The organism is Binatus sp. (SeqCode) (genome assembly GCF_049584895.1).
GTDB lineage: Bacteria > Desulfobacterota > Binatia > Binatales > Binataceae > Binatus.
The window spans coordinates 16,041-33,417 of the sequence record NZ_JBAUYR010000151.1 but is presented as its reverse complement, the minus strand read 5'-3'; the positions used below and the strand labels follow the sequence as shown (position 1 = coordinate 33,417).

At 59.8% G+C, this 17,377-nt stretch carries 18 protein-coding genes; 8 read left to right on the top strand and 10 right to left on the bottom strand.

Annotation, left to right across the window (positions count from 1 at the left end):
• From WB650_RS25250 to WB650_RS25230, 5 genes are all read right to left on the bottom strand, one after another.
• A partial coding sequence (locus tag WB650_RS25250; protein ID WP_423962501.1) for a M24 family metallopeptidase occupies positions 1-896 on the bottom strand: 896 nt, incomplete at its 3' end.
• A 28-nt stretch (positions 897-924) separates the two neighbouring features.
• Positions 925-1,431: a TIGR03668 family PPOX class F420-dependent oxidoreductase gene (locus WB650_RS25245; RefSeq protein WP_422306763.1), complete on the bottom strand. Its 507-nt coding sequence runs from the start codon at positions 1,429-1,431 to the stop codon at positions 925-927.
• Between the two features lie 2 nt (positions 1,432-1,433).
• Positions 1,434-2,165 (bottom strand): HEAT repeat domain-containing protein, encoded by a 732-nt coding sequence (locus tag WB650_RS25240; protein ID WP_422306765.1) that lies wholly within the window; start codon positions 2,163-2,165, stop codon positions 1,434-1,436.
• Positions 2,166-2,191: 26 nt separating this feature from the next.
• On the bottom strand, positions 2,192-3,241 hold the full coding sequence (locus tag WB650_RS25235) for a lipoyl protein ligase domain-containing protein (RefSeq protein ID WP_422306767.1): 1,050 nt from the start codon (positions 3,239-3,241) through the stop codon (positions 2,192-2,194).
• A 560-nt stretch (positions 3,242-3,801) separates the two neighbouring features.
• Complete coding sequence (locus tag WB650_RS25230) at positions 3,802-4,845, bottom strand: S1C family serine protease (protein ID WP_422306768.1); 1,044 nt, start codon at positions 4,843-4,845, stop codon at positions 3,802-3,804.
• A 95-nt stretch (positions 4,846-4,940) separates the two neighbouring features.
• Between WB650_RS25230 and WB650_RS25225 the strand changes: the two genes are divergently transcribed.
• The 6 genes from WB650_RS25225 to WB650_RS25200 all read left to right on the top strand — a co-directional run bounded on the left by WB650_RS25225 (position 4,941) and on the right by WB650_RS25200 (position 11,619).
• On the top strand, positions 4,941-5,237 hold the full coding sequence (locus WB650_RS25225) for a hypothetical protein (protein ID WP_423962499.1): 297 nt from the start codon (positions 4,941-4,943) through the stop codon (positions 5,235-5,237).
• 391 nt (positions 5,238-5,628) lie between these two features.
• A complete protein-coding gene (locus WB650_RS25220) occupies positions 5,629-7,458 on the top strand; it encodes a hypothetical protein (protein ID WP_422306772.1) in 1,830 nt (609 codons plus the stop codon).
• Positions 7,459-7,621: 163 nt separating this feature from the next.
• Complete coding sequence (locus WB650_RS25215; RefSeq protein ID WP_423962497.1) at positions 7,622-8,818, top strand: MBOAT family O-acyltransferase; 1,197 nt, start codon at positions 7,622-7,624, stop codon at positions 8,816-8,818.
• A 2-nt stretch (positions 8,819-8,820) separates the two neighbouring features.
• Positions 8,821-9,006: a hypothetical protein gene (locus WB650_RS25210; RefSeq protein ID WP_422306776.1), complete on the top strand. Its 186-nt coding sequence runs from the start codon at positions 8,821-8,823 to the stop codon at positions 9,004-9,006.
• A gap of 34 nt (positions 9,007-9,040) precedes the next feature.
• Positions 9,041-9,985: a hypothetical protein gene (locus tag WB650_RS25205; RefSeq protein WP_423962495.1), complete on the top strand. Its 945-nt coding sequence runs from the start codon at positions 9,041-9,043 to the stop codon at positions 9,983-9,985.
• Positions 9,982-11,619 (top strand): hypothetical protein, encoded by a 1,638-nt coding sequence (locus tag WB650_RS25200; protein WP_422306780.1) that lies wholly within the window; start codon positions 9,982-9,984, stop codon positions 11,617-11,619. Before WB650_RS25205 ends, WB650_RS25200 begins: the two co-directional genes overlap by 4 nt.
• A 363-nt stretch (positions 11,620-11,982) precedes the next feature.
• Here WB650_RS25200 and WB650_RS25195 read toward each other — a convergent pair whose 3' ends face one another.
• Genes WB650_RS25195 through WB650_RS25185 form a run of 3 tightly spaced genes read right to left on the bottom strand, consistent with a single transcriptional unit; the run spans position 11,983 to position 14,513 of the window.
• Positions 11,983-12,411 (bottom strand): OsmC family protein, encoded by a 429-nt coding sequence (locus WB650_RS25195; protein ID WP_422306782.1) that lies wholly within the window; start codon positions 12,409-12,411, stop codon positions 11,983-11,985.
• 51 nt (positions 12,412-12,462) lie between these two features.
• Positions 12,463-13,458, bottom strand: a complete 996-nt coding sequence (locus WB650_RS25190; RefSeq protein ID WP_422306784.1) for an isopenicillin N synthase family dioxygenase — start codon at positions 13,456-13,458, stop codon at positions 12,463-12,465.
• An 8-nt stretch (positions 13,459-13,466) separates the two neighbouring features.
• Positions 13,467-14,513, bottom strand: a complete 1,047-nt coding sequence (locus tag WB650_RS25185) for an alpha/beta fold hydrolase (RefSeq protein WP_422306786.1) — start codon at positions 14,511-14,513, stop codon at positions 13,467-13,469.
• 131 nt (positions 14,514-14,644) lie between these two features.
• On the opposite strand from WB650_RS25185, the gene WB650_RS25180 reads away from it, so the two are divergent.
• Together WB650_RS25180 and WB650_RS25175 are read left to right on the top strand one after the other, a co-directional pair.
• Complete coding sequence (locus WB650_RS25180) at positions 14,645-15,463, top strand: glutathione S-transferase family protein (protein WP_422306788.1); 819 nt, start codon at positions 14,645-14,647, stop codon at positions 15,461-15,463.
• Positions 15,464-15,506: 43 nt separating this feature from the next.
• The gene (locus WB650_RS25175) at positions 15,507-16,124 is read left to right on the top strand and encodes a TetR/AcrR family transcriptional regulator (protein ID WP_422306790.1); all 618 of its coding nucleotides are present in this window, start codon (positions 15,507-15,509) and stop codon (positions 16,122-16,124) included.
• A 143-nt stretch (positions 16,125-16,267) separates the two neighbouring features.
• Here WB650_RS25175 and WB650_RS25170 read toward each other — a convergent pair whose 3' ends face one another.
• Positions 16,268-16,609 carry a hypothetical protein gene (locus WB650_RS25170; protein ID WP_422306792.1) on the bottom strand — a complete coding sequence of 114 codons (342 nt, stop codon included), beginning with the start codon at positions 16,607-16,609 and terminating at the stop codon, positions 16,268-16,270.
• A gap of 133 nt (positions 16,610-16,742) precedes the next feature.
• Positions 16,743-17,357, bottom strand: coding sequence for a GNAT family N-acetyltransferase (locus WB650_RS25165; protein ID WP_422306794.1), 615 nt, complete (start codon positions 17,355-17,357; stop codon positions 16,743-16,745).
• Positions 17,358-17,377: the final 20 nt, after the last annotated feature.

Sequence of the window (17,377 nt, the reverse complement as noted above, 5' to 3'; positions counted from 1 at the left end):
GCTTCGCGGCCGCTGACGGCGTCGCCTGCTGCGACTCGACGCTGCACTAGGTCGACGGTGGCATCGCGCGCATCCGCGACAATCTTGAAAACGCGCGCGTGTTCGTCGGGAATTTTGTCGCCGGCGAACGCGACCCAGGTGAAATCGGCGTAGATGCTGTCAGGCCCCGTCTCCTTGGCCCACAAATCGAGCAGGATGAAATCGCCGCGGCGAATCGCGCGGTCGTGCTTCGTGGTCGGGCCGTAGTGCGGGTCGGCGCTATGCTCATTGACGGCGAGAATCGGCGGCGCGTGGGTCACGAGACCTCGCGCAGCGAATCGCGCCATCACGGATTCCTGCACCGAGACCTCACTGATCGACCGCTGTGCGGAAATCGACTCCGCAATCTCGCTGAAAGTTTCATCGACGATCGATCGAAGCGCGTGCGCCGCCCGCTGATGGCTCTCGAGCTGCTCGCGCGTCAACGTCGCCTCGAAGCGCTGGATAAGATCAGCGGCCGACACGACCTCGACTCCGATCGCCCGGACTAGCTCGATGGTGCCCGCGTCGACCCGCGAGACGTACGGGATTGCGCATCCAGGCGAATAGTCCATCGCGATTCGCCGCACGCCTTCAAGCACTTTGCGTAACGCTCCGATCATCTCGTCGTGCGAACGATAGACAATCTTTTCGACCGCGATCGCATCCAGCCGATGCGCTTCGACTGCGGACACTATCGCCCGCGGTGTGCCGCGCGCCGGGACGAAGCAAAACCATCGCCGAGTTGCGATTCCGTCTTCCGAAAGCCCGAGGATCCGATACGCGAGCGGATCGCTCAAGCGGAAGTCATAGAACAGCCATCCATCGAGTTGCGCATTGCCCAGCGCGATCGCAATTTCATCAAGTCGCGGAGTCACGCGTCTTCTCTTAATACTGGGTGCAGGGTCACCCCTGCTTGAAGCGCGCGCCCCACGCGTGCACTCGCTCGGGTTCGATTTTCACGATCGGGTTTTGCTCCGGCGTCATGTTCATCCCGCGGTATTGCAAATACTTGTCGCGCAAATGGCGCATCGCGACCAGGTACTCCTCGGGGTCTTCGACCACGCGCGCATGTCCGCGAATCATCACGTACCCGAGCTGGGACCAGTCTTCTTCATAATGATCGATCACCAGCGCGACCCGCGGATTCTCCGCGATATTGCGCATCCGCTTCAGCGCCAACCCGGTCTGCCGCTTGGGTTTTTCGTCGATCGCGAAGTAGATGTGCTCGCCGTCGAACCAGTAACAGAGCGGAACGTTGTGCGGTGCGCCGCTGGCGTCGGCGGTTGCCAGATGCGCCAGGCGCGCGGCAGCTACGAACTCCCGCACATGCGGATCGCCGAGCGCAGCGAGGTGGTTGATTTGAGGTGTCGGATCATTCGCCGTCGAGGTGTGGGTCAGGGTAGTTGCCATGGTCATTTCTCCAGGAGAGGTTTCTTCAGCCGATCTTTATCCAGCCGGTCGAGCGCACCGCGCGCGGCTCGTGCGAGCGATTCGTCGGCGGGGTCGGCCGCCGCGGACGCGAGAGCAGCGGCCGCGTCGGCGCCGGCGTTTTGAATGTTACCCAAGGCGGAAGCCGCGGCGCGTCGCACACCCGCGTCCGAATCGGATTTCATGCACTCGAGAATGATTCGCACGGCCCGCCCTGACGCGTCGCGGATTCGCGACAGCGCCGACAGCGCCGCCAGCCGCACGTGAAGATCGGAATCGTGCACGGCGCCCTCGACGACATCGAGTAGCTCGGGGCCGGCGATCCCGAGATCCCGAATGCAGTAGAGCGCCATCTTGCGCGCATTGTGGTCGCTGTCGGCGGCGAGCTTGAGCAGGCGCGCCCCAATCTCCACGAGATTTTCCCGCCCGAGCCGAACCATCAGGTTGGTCGCCGCCCACCGGATATCGCCGTCGTCGTCGCCCATCGCCTCGCACAGCACATCCGCGGAATCCATCGCGAACGCGCCCGCACCGATTTGCCCGAGCGAATACGCGGCAGCCCATCGCACCCGTCGATCCGCGCTTGCAACCGACTCACGAAGTCTTTCAGTGACGAGAGGGTTGCCGATAGCTGCAATCGCTACGAGCTCATCGATCGCGCGTCGCTGAATCGTCTTGTGCGCATCGCCAAGTTTGCGAATTAAATTCTCGATCATATCCGCGTCGCTATGCTCGGAACTTTTCAACCAACACCTGAGATCAGTCGCACAAGATTGGATAGTTCGCCGGCGCCGAGAAAAAAATTGCCGTCGTGCCCAAACGTCTTCGTGACTGCGTTCGCGATCGACGGCAGATCGAGCGTGCGCCCGCGAAGTTCGCGCTCGAGCTCAGCGATAGCCGGCGAGTTGGCGATAAAATCTCCGCTCAGCCGCGCCGCCTCGATTCGGCGATCTTCGGCAAGCGCGACCGCAACCTCGATTGCGCCGAGTTGCGATGCGATCCGATTCTTGAGCGTCATCGACGGTTCCACCACCCGCTCATGGACCCAATTCGAGTTGGCAAGAGCGCGACCGCGATGCTGCGCTTGCGCGATTTCGATCGCGCTCAGCTCGCGGCATCGAGTCTCACCGAGCGAACTTCGGTAGCCGGCTGCGATCGCACCGGACAGCTCGTCGAAAGAAACGTCGCGGGCAAGCTCGCGCACCACCTTGGTGGCGGACTCAGCGTCATACATCCGGCATGAAAGAGCGCCGTCGGAGTCGATGCGTTCCAAATCATTCACGAGTTCTTCCATCCCGCGATTGTGCGCGATCGACGCCTCGAACAGCATCGCGCCCGCCGCATCGGTCTCGAAGGTGCACATCGCAATCTCGCGCTGCGCGAAGGTTATCGCGTCGCGGCCGGGGTAGAAACAATCGACGCCGAGCGCGCGCATCGCAGTGAGGATTCCGCGAGCGTAGCGATTCATGATCTGATCCGGCTTCAGCCTCGTCGTATCTTCCTTCAGCAGCGCCGTCCGCGTCGGCAGTATCAGCGCCAGGCCGATCCATCCCTGGCCCGCCCCGACGACACGCCCACCAGTCAGGCGCCGCGCCACGTTGATTCCGTCACGCTCGGACGGTCCGCCATATTGATGATAGCGCCCGATCGAGATTCCGCGCCCAGGCGACGCGTAGATAAGCAAGACCGGCGCCGTCTCGCGTCTGCCGATAGCGTCTAGAAAGTGCAGCTCGAGCCCAAGCAGGTCGTCTGGATCAAGCGCAGGCGCGAGGATTACGTCCAGATCGGGCACAAGAACGATTATAGCAGGGGCGAGCCCCTGCACCCTCCCGAAACCCCGAGCGGGATTCGGACTTCCCGTCTGTTAAAGCAAAACAGTTCTAATAGGGATACAGTCCCGCATCTTTCTTAATACTGGGTGCAGGGGTCACCCTGCCGAAGGAAGCGTGAAACCCACCGTGGGTTTCACATTTAATTGAGTTACGCCACAGAAAGTTGTCAGGGTTTAGTGGTGAGACCTGGGTGGTGGAACACTCCGGGAGGTCACCGCTCTTCCGTTCTGGTGCCGCGGCGGGTCGGAATTTTCTACCGGATTACGCAGGGACACCAGGAGCATCCGCAGCTGGTAATTCACGATATGCAGCTTCATAGCGCGCAAACTCGCTTGAGTTTGCTGTAAAAGCGTCTCACATTCCGGCGCTTTGTTGGGCATCGCGGCGGATCAAGCAATCCGCGGACCATCGCACCACACTATGTTATTTAGGTAACACATTGCGTTATGCACTCCTCGCGTCGTCAGATGAAGAAAATCGTTCCGGACGATGTCGGCAGCAACCAGCGAAATGCGAGAGTTCACTCGCGCGATTTGTGCGCCGCTTCGGACGGAACGATTTCGAGCGTCAACTGTTCAGTGCCGCGAATTACGGTGACCGGCGTGCGAACGCCGACCTGGCTCATCGTTAGGTGACGCTGCAAATCGTCGATACCCGCGATTGTAGTCTCGCCAAGGCGGACAATCTGGTCGCCTTCTTTGACGCCGCCGAGCGCGGCCGGACTGTTGGCCTCAACCGATGCGACTCGCACCGCAGTTTCGGCAGGCAGCCGATAAAAGCGCACGAAGCGTCGCGGCAGCTCGACGTTGTGGCCGGCGATTCCGATGTAGCCGCGGCTTATCTTGCCGTCCTTGATCAGATGACCCGCGACCAGCTTGGCGCTATTGATTGCGATCGCAAAACAGATTCCCTGCGCGGGCAGAATGATCGCGGTGTTGACGCCGATAACCTCGCCGCGCGAGTTGACCAGCGGTCCGCCGGAGTTGCCGGGATTCAGCGCCGCGTCGGTCTGGATGACGTTGTCTATCAGCCGGCCCGATCCGGCGCGCAGCGATCGTCCAAGCGCGCTGACCACGCCCGCGGTAACAGTGCATTGGAAGCCGTAGGGATTTCCGATCGCGATCGCCAGTTGGCCGACGCGAATCGCATGCGAGTCACCAAGCGACACCGCGGCAAGGTTCGAACCAGTGATTCGAATGACCGCAAGATCGGTTTCCGGATCGTCGCCGATCAACTCCGCCTCGGACTTGCGGCCGTCGGAAAGCGTGACCGAGATTCGGGACGCGCGATGCACGACGTGGCTGTTAGTCATGATGTAGCCGTCGGGGGCCACGATAAATCCCGAGCCGCTGCCCGCAGGCGCATCGTGATTGCGCGAGTTTCCGCGCGGCCCTGCTGCATGGGCCACCTCGATATTCACCACTGCGGGGCTGACGGACTCGGCGGCGCCGGTCACGGCACGCGAGTACGCGTCGAACAGATGATCGTCAGACTTATCGTGAGAGAACGGACGATCGCCGTTGAGAGCGGCGCCATCCGAAACCAATTTCAGAGATGAACGCATTATTTTTTGCTCCAGGAGAATAAAAGTAATCACGATTCAGCGATTGTGATGCGCGTCGAATCGTTTAGAATGCTTGCGATGGTGGAGGGACGACGATGAAGCCGAGGGAGGGAAGGGTTGTGAGGAGAAGCCTGCTACGAGTTGCGGCGATGACGGTGTCGGCGGCGACGATCGCGCTGGCGGGATGCTACATCTTCTCGCCGTCGCAGGCGCAGGAGGACAAGGCGCAGACCCAACTGCATTTCAATCTGGCGCAATGCCAGCAGACAGCGCCGAACCTCTACAAATGTCCGGGCGTCGACAAGTCGATTTGCGGGGCTTTCTATGCGGGTCAGCAGGTTGATTGCCTGTCGCTGGATAAAGACGGGAACGTGCTGGTGATGAAGCAGTAGTACCGTCCGAAAGTAATATTTTTAAACATTGAGTAAGTAGACTGCTGCTAGTACGTTGCGGCAATCGAAGGCTTGCGTACGCATCAAATAAATCGACATAGCTTGCCTTGACCTAGACCGGTTCCTCTGCCATGGTCACCTGACCGAGGCTCTAACGCGCTCAGACTTGCAACGATTATCAGCGGGTCGCATTTCGATCTGAGTGCGCTAATTGGGGACGCCTCTCGTGTTTTGCGTATATTGAGCATTGACGCACTAATTTGGTGACTAATTTTAGGCTTAGCCATAAACTTAGGGCCGCGCTATTGTGCTGGCCGTTCCTATATTGTCCTATGGTGCGCATCGGAAGTTCCAGCTCGCAACAGTACGAACGCGGATACAGAGAGCAAGATTGACCACCGATTTTGAAATAGGCATCACGTTCCTGTCTGCCTTTTTGTTTGCAACGGTCATGATGCCGGTGGCGAAGGCGGCCTCGTTCCGCTGGGGCATCGTCGCCCAACCGTCGAGCGACCGGCCGCACGAGAAGCCGACCGCTTTGCTCGGAGGGGTTGCGGTGCTGGCCGCGTTCGTAGCCGCGATCGGGTTCGTCGGAGTTCTGACGGGGCTGCCTCCTCACAGTATCCCGTGGCTGGCGGGATTCGCGGTCGCGATGTGCATCGTAGGACTGCTCGACGACATCGTCGATCTGCGGCCGCGGCATAAACTGATGCTGGAGCTGGCCGCGATCTGCGTGCTGGTCTTCTGGGGCCCGCAACTCGATTTTTTCCCCTACAAGACAGTCAACATCGCGTTGACGGTTTTTTGGCTGGTCACCGCGACCAACGCTTTTAATCTGATCGACGGAATCGACGGACTCGCCGGGGGAGTGGGAATTGTCTCGGCTTTAAGTATCGCGACGGTCGCGGGGTTGCATCAGCACACCGGAACGATGATCGCGGCGCTGTCGATAGCCGGAGCGCTGGCGGGATTCATGGTTTTCAACTTTCCGCCCGCGTCGGTTTTCATGGGCGATGAAGGCGCGCTCGCGGTCGGACTGGTGCTGGGAGCGCTCTCGATTCAAGGCAGCCGATTCGGCGAGGGTTCTCTGCCGTCGCGGCTCGCGATGCCCTTGCTGGCGCTGATGGTCCCGATCCTCGACACCGTGACGGTGACTGTCACGCGGCTGGCGACCGGAAATCCTATCTCGAGACGCGGCCTCGATCATTCGCATCATCGGCTGACGCGTATGGGCATGTCGAGCGCGAGTGCGGCCGCAACCCTGGTTGGCTTGCAGGCGATTGCGGGCGCATGCGCGATCGCGCTCAGCCTGGTGCCAGGCTACGACGCGGTGCTGCTGATTCCGTTCATGGCGCTGTTTTTCGCGCTGGTGGCGCTGTTCCTGATGGATCGATCGTTCGACGCGGAGGCGCCGGGCCAAATCGAGGACCTGCCGCGAGTCGCGCGCGTCATCCTGAGCTTCGGCTACAAGCGCCGCTTCGTCGAATTGGTGCTGGATGTTGCACTAGTCGCGGCGGCGTATTTTGGCGCGATGCTGCTGCGATACGATTTCGATCTCAGCATCGAGCAGGTGAGCCTGATGCTGGTGGGCCTCCCGTGGATCGTTGCGATCGGATGCGGATCGTTCCTGGTATCCGGCGTCTATCGCGGGATATGGCGCTACACGGGACTCGCGGAGAGCTTGCGCTTTGTGCTGGCCGCGATGTTAGCGGGGCTCGCGGTCAAGCTCGCATCGCAGGTGCTGCCGATTACGATGTCGCGCTCGGCGCTGGTGATATTCGTGCTGTTGCTGTTCAACTTCCTGGTAGGGACGCGCTGGTCGTTCCATCTGTTCCAGCGGATCGGACGCTTCCTGGCGCATTCTGCGCGGCGCCTGGTGATCGTCGGTGCGGACGCGCGCGGCGCAGCGGCCGTCCAGCATTTGCATTCGAGCGAAGGAGCGAGTGCGGAACTATTGGGACTTGTGGACGACGACAGTTTCAAGCATGGCAAGCTGTTCCACGGCTACCCGGTGCTGGGTTCGCTCGACAACCTCGACGGAATCATGGCGCGCACCCCGTTCGACGAAATAGTAATCGCACAAGAGACTCTGTCCGCCCCGCAACTGGCAGCGCTCGAATCCTTCGCCCAGAACCACAGCATAATCCTGCGCCGCTTCGTGCTTGGCGTCACCGACATAACCGCCCCAACAATTCCCGACCGGCAACTCAAAACCGCGTAGCCGATTCTTTCCCCTAACCGCTTGCTTGGGGAGAGGCCAAGCCGATGGCGCGGATCAGGTCTCGCGCGTGACCTCCTCCGAAGCCGGATGAATCTCGGAAATCGGCTCGAACCGGGATCTCGCTCGGCGCTTGTGCGGTTGCGCGATTCGCAGATGCGACGCCTTGTCGGTACTCTTTCCGACAGCGATGATCTTCAACACGTTCAGTTACTACGTTCTTTTTCTTTTGCCGGCGGCGGGCTTGTTCAAGCTTGCTCCGATCGGTTGGCGTCCGTGGGTGCTTACGCTGTCGGCGTGCTTTTTCTACCTGTACTTTTCAATGCACGGGTTCGGAGGGGTCGCCGGAGCATTCTGTCTCTCGATCTTTCTGTGGGAGAGCCTCTTCAGCCGGCTCTATCGCCCGGCGGCACTGGTATGCCTGGTCGGGGTTGCGCAGAGCGTCGTGCTGCTGGTGGTGTTCAAGTACTGGAACTACCTTACAGGACTCGTCTGGAGCGGGGCCTTGAGCAATCCATGGCACTGGTCGGGAGCATTTCTGCCGCTCGGGATCTCGTTCTTCACCTTCGAGTTCATCCACTACGCATTTGACCGCTATCGCGGGAAAACCTCAGCCGGCACAGTCTCGGAGTATCTCGCCTTCATCATGTTTTTTCCGACGATGGTTGCGGGGCCGATCAAACGATACGAAGATTTTCTTCCCAAGCTGCGGGCAGCCGAGGCCACGCTGGCCGACCTGCAAGTTGGAGTCACGCGAATACTGGTGGGATTGGTAAAAAAATTCGCGATCGCCGATCTGATGACCGCGTTTACCAATCATCTGAATGCCGCCGACATAGTCAGGGCCGACCGCCGCGTGCTGCCGGTGTGGCTCCTCGCTTATGGAATAAAGATTTATTTCGACTTCGCCGGCTATTCTGATATTGCGATCGGGTCTGCGCGCCTGTTCGGAATTCGCGTTCCCGAGAACTTCGATTGGCCGTACTTTCGCGCGAATATCTCGGACTTCTGGCGCAACTGGCATATCTCTCTGTCGCAGTGGCTTTTCGATTACGTGTTCATTCCGCTAGGCGGCTCACGAGTTACTCGCTTGCGGAATTATTCCAATCTCATCGTTACAATGCTCGTGAGTGGAGTGTGGCACGGTGCGGGCACCAACTTCGTGGTGTGGGGATTGTGGCATGGGATGCTCCTTACCGGGCATCGCATGTGGCGCGACATTCGCGGGCCGCGCGAGCCTTCCACGGCCGGTCTCGTGATTGGAGGCGTGTTCACGTTTGTGATGGTGAACCTCGGGTGGGCCTTCTTCTGCATGGATCTGCCGACCTCGCGGCTGTTCCTTTCGAGGATGTTCATAGGATAACGATGCGAACTTTCATTTGGCTCAAGCAGGTGCTCGATTACCTTGGTGGCGCGGCGGACAATCCGCCGGATGACTCGCCGAAATTTCTGAATGACCCAATTTTTCTCGGGATCTGGTGGGGCGCTTTGATAATCCTGGTGGTCCTGTTCTCGGGGCAGACCTCGAAGTTCATCTACATTGATTTCTAAGAGCGCATCTTCATTGTCCGGGAAGAACTTCCTTGTGTCGCTTGGTTTGGCGGCAGGAATCCTGGTCGCGTTCAATTTGATCGTGCGGCATGTCGCGCGGAATTCGGTTCCGCGCCAACTGGTGCGGCAGATCGACGCTGCTCGAGGCGTCACGCACCTGGCGTTGGGCAATTCTCTGATAGCGGCAGGATTCGACGCGTCGGTGTTTGATGCATCGATGGCGCCGGAGCCGGTGATTGCATTCAACGCTGGATTGGGAGCTTCGGGGACGGTCGAGCAGTTGATGATACTGCAGCGCGCGTTGCGGGACGCGTCGACGGTCAAGGTCGTCATCTACGGTTTTTTCGATTTTCAGCTTACTGACCCGCCATCCGCGACGCTGACCGACTTTTTTGGAAATCGGGCGGTGGCCTTCTATCTTGATCCGAGCCTGGCGCTGCGGAGTTACCAAATGAACCCGAGCGATCGGCTTGAATTTGAGATCTTTCGTGATGTGCCGATGGTGGTCGAACGAGCGGGAATATGGGCGAAGGTGGAAAGAATGCGACGTGAGATGGGCGAGGTCGGGATGCCGCCGGTCGAGACTAACAGGTTTGGGCGGGTGGCGGATTTCGCGTTGCTCGAAGCGCGTTCGCCGGCCGACTTCACGTCGCAGTGCGAGCTCGGGCAAAAGGCGGGCTTGAGCCAGCCAGTAGCAGAGATGATCGCCGACGCGCATGCGCGCGGGGCGCAAGTGGTGATCGTCGCGATGCCGATGCATCCGTACCATCAGTCCCACTTCTACGCTTTGGATGCATGGGGCAAGTATCGTGAACATTTGCAAGAACTGATTGACGCGCAGCACGCCACTTATCTGAATGCGGCCGACTGGATTGAAGAGCCGGATGAATTCGCCGACCATCTACACTTGGCGCCGTCTGGGGCGAAGGATTTCAGCGCGCGGTTGGCGGCAAAGATTCGAGAGATGGATCTTAAATGAAATCCGAGCCAGGGCCCGCGGATTCGTCACCCACGTCGGCATTCTGGCGATGGTGCTTGCTCTCGGTCATGTTCGCGTTCGGATCGGTTCTACTGTATCTCGTCCTGAAGACGTCCAACGAGATTGGCGGCTCGCGATATTTCGTTCTTCCGGACGACGGCATGATCTCGATGCGGTTCGCTCGGAACCTCGCTTCCGGCTTGGGTTTGGTATGGAACAAGGGCGAGCGTGTGCAAGGATTCACCAATCCTGCGTGGACGTTGATCATGGCGCTGGTACATTGGGTCGGAGTACCGGAACGACTTGCCTCGATGCCGATGCAGCTTGCTTCCGTCGGGATTGACCTTTTGACGGCGGTCTATATTTGGTGGCGCGTCAGCAAGCGTACCGGCCCGGACTGGGGGATTGGAGCGGCGGCAGCGTACCTCGCGTCATCGTGCGCGGTGTGCTGGGCGATATCGGGTTGGGAGACCTCGGCGATTGCGCTGGGTTGGGCGCTGGCGCTGGATCCCTTGCTCGAGGATCAACCGCGAGCCAGTGACGCGTGGCGGTCTCTTCTCATCGCAGGTCTGACCGTGCTCTTCCGACCGGATGCTGCATTGCTGCTGGGCGCGTTGGTCCTGTACTGGGCGTCGACTGTCGAGCGGACCGATAGAGGTAAGCTGATTCTGGCGGTGACGATTGCGGCAGCTCCCGCGATGGCGCTCGCTATTTTCCAGCGCGGCTATTACGGATCGTGGATTCCAAACACTGCGACACTCAAGAGGTCGGCGGGAATCCTCAGCGTGTTCCCGGGAATCGAGTACGTGCTGGTGTCAGTGTTTCGTTATCCATTCAATGCGGTCGCAATAATCGGCGCGGTATTCGGAGCGGGCCGGCTCTCACGGCGCGCAGCACTGCTGATCGCGTCGTTGGCGGGCGGCTACCTGGTCTATGTCGTCTCGGTGGGCGGCGATCATTTCGCGCATGCGCGATTCCTGCTTCCGCTGGTGCCGACGGCAACTGTTCTCGCTGCGGACGCTTTGTCGAGAATTCGGCTTGGGTCGGATACGCGGAGAAAATTTCTGATCCGAGCTGCCGCGGTGGCGATGATCGGTCTGATCGTCTTTGACTTTGGAGATGAGGCGCTGGTGGATGTGCCGGCGCAGAAGAATCTCAATCGCTATGCCCTGCTTACTGCGCTGGCGTTGCGAGATCTTTCCGCGGGCAAGAACCCCACGATCGGCATCTTCCTCGCCGGCACGATTCCATATTTCAACCCGACGATTCGATTTCACGACATGCTAGGGAAGAACGACCTGCACATCGCCCGGACCATGCCACATTCCGGCGAACCCGGGCACAACCGATGGGATTACGATTACTCGCTGGACAAGGTGCAGCCCGACCTGATCATCACGAGCTATCCGATTTTGAAACAAAAGCCGTCACTGCGTGAAACGGGCTTCCGGCAGACTTACGACTACTACCAGGACCTGTACAACCAGGCGCAGTTTGTTGCGCTGTACCTCGACAACCAGGTCCCGCTCCGGTTCGATGGCGAAGACGTTTACGTTTACGAAGCGTACGCAAGGAAGGGGGGAGTTTTCGATTCCACGATTCCGGCAGTTCGCGTTTCTCACATCTCGCATTGAACGCAACTCTCACCCGCTCAACGAGGAGTTGATCTGATCTCGTCAGCCGGGTGGTCAAACGTCCCTGGAAGCTGGTTCGCCAACGGCGCCCAGTATTACGTTTCGAAGCCGTTGTCGTTGGAACGAGTCGCGCAAGTGCTGGAATCATTTTTACATGCGCAACATGTCGATGGGTGCGCGACGCCTTCAGCGGCAAGTAACTCGGGACGAACGTGAACGAACCGATCGCAGAAAACACGGCACTGACCGGTGCAGCAGATATCTTAGGCGTACCTGCTTCCGCTCTTCAAAACCGAATGAGGAAGCTCGGCATCAGGTCGAAGTAGCCACTCGACTATTTCCGCACTCCTCGGACCAATCCTTTTATTCGAGGCTCGCGTCGAGGCTGATGTCGGCCTTCAGAAGCTTGGAGACCGGGCATCCGGCTTTGGCTTGAGCGGCGAGTTTTTCGAAGGTCGCCTGGTCGGCGCCCGGAATTTTGGCTTTCAAAGTCAGGTGCACCGCCGTGATGGCGTAACCACCATCCACTTGTTCCAGTGTGACTTCCGCCGTGGTGTTCATCTGCTGCGCAGTAAGCTTCGCTTCGCCGAGAATCAGCGATAGTGCCATCGTAAAACAGCTGGCGTGCGCAGCTGCGATCAATTCCTCCGGATTGCTGCCTCGCTGTCCTTCGAAACGGCTCGCGAAACCATAGGGATAGTCCTTAAGCGCGCCGCTCTCAGTGGAAATCGCGCCTTTGCCGTCCTTGATGCCGCCTTGCCAAACCGCCGATCCTTTTCTTTTGATTTTCATCTCTAATTCTCCTCGGTTCGAATAGCGACGACTCTTCTGATGTCTTATCGGTTAAAGCACTTTCTCTCTAAGTTCTGGAAATACTTTCGAAACCTTGTTGAGCAGATAGTCGCCGTAGTTCCCGCTGACCGTGGCCAGGTCAGCCCCATCCCATCGACGGCCGTGACGTCGCCTGCCTGCGGCGGTAAGGTCAGGCGCAAGAATTTTGATCGGCTCCAACACCGAGTCGAAGCTCGGATCGAGGAACAGCGGCATCGAGATGCGGTCCTGTGTCGAGACGTTGCGCACTCGATGCAACGCCGAAACGTAGCGTCCGGCGGTCAACCGTTCGAGCATGTCGCCGACGTTGCAGACGAACGAATCGGGAACTGGCGGCGCCGGAATCCATCGGTCGTGATGCCAAATCTGGAGGCCGCCGACTTCGTCCTGTTGCAGCAGGGTCAGGAGTCCGTAGTCGGTATGCTCGCCCACACCAAGTTCGTTCTCATCTGCGCCGGCCGTGGCAGGCGGGTAGTTGAAGATGCGGAAGAGCACAGTCGGGTCGCGCGTGTAACGCTCGAAGAAGTAGTCCTGCGGAAGGCCGAGACCAACGGCAATTCCGCTCAACAATAATTGGCCAACGGCAGTGACCTCATCTATGTAGGCGAGCAGCGTGTCGCGGAATCCTGGCAGCGCTGGGAAAAGATTCATACCGTGCAGCGGCAAGCCGGATCGAACTCGCGCATCATCGGGACCTAACTCTGTGCCGAAGTAAACTCCTTCCTTGCGATCGGGCCGGCCGGATGTCAGCTCGCCGTCTACAGGGAAGTATCCGCGCCACGCGCGCCCGCCGTGCGCCATCGCGATCGCCATCTTGTGCTCCTGCGGCTGAGCGAAGAATTCACGGGCTAGCGTCATCATCCACGCGGAAAGTGCGCGGTCGATTCCATGACCAGTGATGTAGAAGAAACCGAACTCGCAGCACGCACGGTCGAGAGCCTCGCCGACGTGCGCGACGTCCCGCGACGCGATGTCGATGACCGGGAGGCTTTCGGTTGAGTTCGTCATTGCCCGCGTCACTCGAGACCCTTCAAAAAATCGCGCAGCACCCGATCCCACTTCTGCCAGTCGGCGCCGCTCGCGAGATGCCCCTTGTCGCTGTCGATTTCGTAGTAGGTCGCGTCGACGCTCGCGGCTTTCAGTTTCGCCATCACGTCGGGCGCGATGCTCGGCGGAAAGAGTTTGTCGGTGCGCGACAGTACATAGAGCACCTTCGCTCTGATCTTCGCAAAGTCCTTCTCGGCGTTGTAATGCGATCGCGCTCGCGCAAGCGCAATCATCGAATTGGGATCGAACGCCTTCGCCCACGGTTCCGCAAGCCGATTGATCGCAGCCTCGCGCCTCGCCGGATCGGGAAACCTCGGAGCGAGCTCAGCCTCGATTCCGTAGCGCTTGAGCGTCGCGATGCGCAGCTCCGTCATGAAGCCGATCATCTCGGAGTTGCCGTAATGATGTCCGCCGTTCCATCCCGGAGCCTCGGCAAACCGCGCACGCAGATCGGCCGCCATTCGATCGCCATCGGTTGCATTTGGCGCCGTGACGACAGGAACGATTCCGTTCATCGCGTCGGGAAATGTCACGCCCCATTGAAACGCCTGGTAGCCGCCGAACGAAAGGCCCGCGACCGCGACGAGGTGCTTCACGCCGAGCGCGTCGAGCAAGGTACGCTGCGCGGTAACGATATCGACCAGGCTGTAGTCCGGAAAATCGGGACCGTAGCGCATCCCGGTTTTCGGATTGACACTACCGGGCGCGGTGGAGCCGTACGACGAGCCGATCATGTTTGACGACACGACGAAATATTTGGCGGTGTCGATCGCCTTGCCGGGTCCGATCAACCCGTCCCACCATCCAGGCTCGCCATTGGCGTCGAGTCCGGCCGCATGCTGGCTCGAGGTGTAGCCATGTGTGACGAGAATCGCGTTGCATCCGTCAGGCGCGAGCGTCCCATAGGTTTCGTACGCGAGTGTCAGTTCGGGCAGGCTCTCGCCACTCTCAAGACGAAAATTCCTGGTCGAGAAACGTTTTACTTCGACCACGCCGAGGCCGCTTTCATTCGCCATGACATTGCTCCTTCGATCTTTTCTACCGCGTGCGGTCTGTTTACGAAAGCATTTGACAGGCTTGAGAGATTAGCTTACAAAATTGTAAGTAATCGTTTGTTCCACCAGGGAATCGAAAAGGAGTCACCGCTATGAATACTCCCGAGTTATGGCAGTTCACGAGCTCCCACTTCAACGAAAAAGCGCGCTGGGCCTTGGACTTCAAGCGCGTGTCGCATATTCGCCACTCACTGATTCCCGGCTTTCACGTCCCCGCCGTGAAGCGGATGACGGGCAAGACTCACGTCCCCGTGCTGAAGCTGAACGGCGCCGCGATCTCCGACTCGAGCAGGATCATCGAGGCGCTCGAAGCCGCGTATCCCGACCCGCCGCTCTATCCATCAGATCCCGACCAGCGCCGGCGAGCGCTCGAACTCGAGGACTACTTCGACGAGGAGCTCGGGCCGTATATCAGGCGCTGGATTTTTCACGTCATCCTGCCGTACCCGAAGTTTGTGCGCGCCGCCTTCGTATCGCATGCAAGCGCCGCAGCTCAACTCGCGCAGCGCGCGATGTCTCCGCTGATCGGCGTGATCATGCGCCGACAAATGGATATCAGTCCCGCAACCGCCGAGATCGCGCGCAACAAGACGATAGCTGCGATGGATCGATTGGAGCACGAATTGCAGCCGTCCGGTTTCCTGGTGGGCGATCGTTTCACCGTCGCCGATCTTACGGCGGCGGCGTTGTTGTCACCGCTGGTCAGGCCGCCCGAGTTTCCGTACAAGACACCGGCTCCAGTTCCGGAGCCGCTCGCGAAAATCCGAGACGCAGTCGCAACCCATCCGGCGTACAAATGGACGCTTGAGACCTATCGGCAGCATCGCGGCGAATCGGCAGAAGTCACCGCTCAGTCGAGTGCCGCACGGATTAAAACGGATGCGAGTCAGACCGCGACCACCGGCCGTTAGCTCCAGGAGCCATCCTGCGACGGCATCGGTGCGGGATCGGGCCGTGACTCGACGGCGTCGTAGCGCTGCGGAGACCCGGGACGCGATCCTGGAAGCCGCAGAGCGCCGGCTCGTCGACGGCGGTCCTGAGGCAATTCGGCTTCAAGAAATCGCCGCCGACGCGGGCATCTCGCATCCCGCGATTCTGCATCACTTCGGTAGCCGAGAGGGGTTGGTCGAAGCGATGGTTCTGCGAGGCATTTCACGGCTTCAGAAGCAGTTTCTCGAGGGATGGCCGAGCGCGAAGGAACCCGACGTCCAGGGCGTGCTCGAACGTTTTTATGACGTCGCTTCGCGCCGCGGAATAGCGCGGATGCTCGCGTGGTTGATTCTTTCCAGCCAGAACAATGGAACGATGACGCCGGGCGTGTTCAAACCTGCGGCCGAAAGAATGCATGCCGGCAGGGTTCGAAGAGCGCAGAGCGAGGGGCGACGGTCGCCACAGCTCGAGGACACCCTGTTCGCCGCGACGCATCTGTTTATTCTCGTGCTCGGCGATTCTTTGTTCGGCCCGAGCGTTCGGCGAGCGATTGGTCTCGGGTCGAGCGCCGACAGCACGCGGCGATATCGTCGATGGCTGAGCAAAGTGATCGAGCGAATGGAATCTCGCCGCCCTGCATAAAAAGCTGAGAGTTCCAAAGGCGCCGGTGTCGAGCAAACGGGCGCCGCGCCGAACAGTTTTCGCTGCGATCCTGACTAGCGGTGCGCGCCGGCGGTTTCGAGGTGCTTCACTTGCCAGATATCGAAACATCTGCACGTCTGGTCCTACATCAGCGCGCTCTTGAAACAGTACTGCCGAATATTCGCTTTGTAGCCGCCTAGCGCAAACGGCCCGACTGAGATCCGCCCCTGATTGAGGCAACCCGTATACTTGGCGTACGCCTGCTCGGCCGTAATGCCGGCCGGTAAGGCCAGATGGTTTGCCTCGATTGTTTGCTTGAAGCAGTCCTGCTGCCTGTTGTCGACCTCCCAAACGGGGAGAGGAGGAAGGTTATGAATGCAGACATCGTAGGCGTCGAACGGCGTGTTCATCGGAGCCGCCGAGCCGGGACCGATCGAAGTGCCCGCGGGAGCGGATGCAGTGCAAGCCTGAATTACGAATGACATTATGACGGTGAGAAGGCAAAGGTGAAGGCGCTGAGGGCGTGTCATCGGACGTCACAAGGCTCGTAGCGTCGCTGAAATGGCGCTGATATCGCGCTGGATTCTACGCTGGCCGAGCGGCGAAAAGAAAACGCGCTCAGCGTTTTGGCATACGGCGGAAAGTCCAGAAGCGGACGCCGCTGGCGCCGGCTTCCTCGCCGTTCACGATCACCTCAAAGCCCTGACGCCGATAGAACGCAACGTTGCGCTCGTTTTCGGTTTCGAGGTAACACCCGATCTGATCGGTGTCGGCGCGCTCAAGTATAGGGCGCATCAACGCGCCGCCGAGTCCTTGCCGCTGACGACTCGGCTCGACACCGAGCAGGAACAGGTACCAGCACGGATCGATCATGTCGCGCTCGCGCGCCTGCCACTCGCGTCCGACCACTTCGCGATAGCGTTGATACGCGTCGTTGCCGATTATGTTCGGCGTCTCGTGCATTCCCGACGCTTCAATATTTTCGCGCGTCCACTTCACGTTCGGCGGGAGCCAGAGCGCGACGCCTTCGACGGCGGCCGCGGTCACGTACACTTCGCCCGTGAGAATGCCGAAGCGAATCATCCTCGAATAGACATCGGGCAGCAGCCGCGTGCGCTCAGACGGGTCGGGAATCGCGTAGACCATCAGCGGATCGTCGTGGAACGCGCGCGCGAGCGTAGCCGCGGCCGCGGGAATCTGCGAGCTGTTGAGTCTTACGATTTCGGGATGCACGCACACATTTTCGCACACCG

Excerpts from the sequence above, each read along its gene's own strand:
- WB650_RS25245 (WP_422306763.1), bottom strand. The coding sequence starts at position 1,431 with ATGGCAACTACCCTGACCCACACCTCGACGGCGAATGATCCGACACCT.
- WB650_RS25240 (WP_422306765.1), bottom strand. The coding sequence starts at position 2,165 with ATGATCGAGAATTTAATTCGCAAACTTGGCGATGCGCACAAGACGATT.
- WB650_RS25230 (WP_422306768.1), bottom strand. The coding sequence starts at position 4,845 with ATGCGTTCATCTCTGAAATTGGTTTCGGATGGCGCCGCTCTCAACGGC.
- WB650_RS25225 (WP_423962499.1), top strand. The coding sequence starts at position 4,941 with ATGAAGCCGAGGGAGGGAAGGGTTGTGAGGAGAAGCCTGCTACGAGTT.
- WB650_RS25210 (WP_422306776.1), top strand. The coding sequence starts at position 8,821 with ATGCGAACTTTCATTTGGCTCAAGCAGGTGCTCGATTACCTTGGTGGC.
- WB650_RS25200 (WP_422306780.1), top strand. The coding sequence starts at position 9,982 with ATGAAATCCGAGCCAGGGCCCGCGGATTCGTCACCCACGTCGGCATTC.
- WB650_RS25195 (WP_422306782.1), bottom strand. The coding sequence starts at position 12,411 with ATGAAAATCAAAAGAAAAGGATCGGCGGTTTGGCAAGGCGGCATCAAG.
- WB650_RS25190 (WP_422306784.1), bottom strand. The coding sequence starts at position 13,458 with ATGACGAACTCAACCGAAAGCCTCCCGGTCATCGACATCGCGTCGCGG.
- WB650_RS25185 (WP_422306786.1), bottom strand. The coding sequence starts at position 14,513 with ATGGCGAATGAAAGCGGCCTCGGCGTGGTCGAAGTAAAACGTTTCTCG.
- WB650_RS25180 (WP_422306788.1), top strand. The coding sequence starts at position 14,645 with ATGAATACTCCCGAGTTATGGCAGTTCACGAGCTCCCACTTCAACGAA.
- WB650_RS25170 (WP_422306792.1), bottom strand. The coding sequence starts at position 16,609 with ATGTCATTCGTAATTCAGGCTTGCACTGCATCCGCTCCCGCGGGCACT.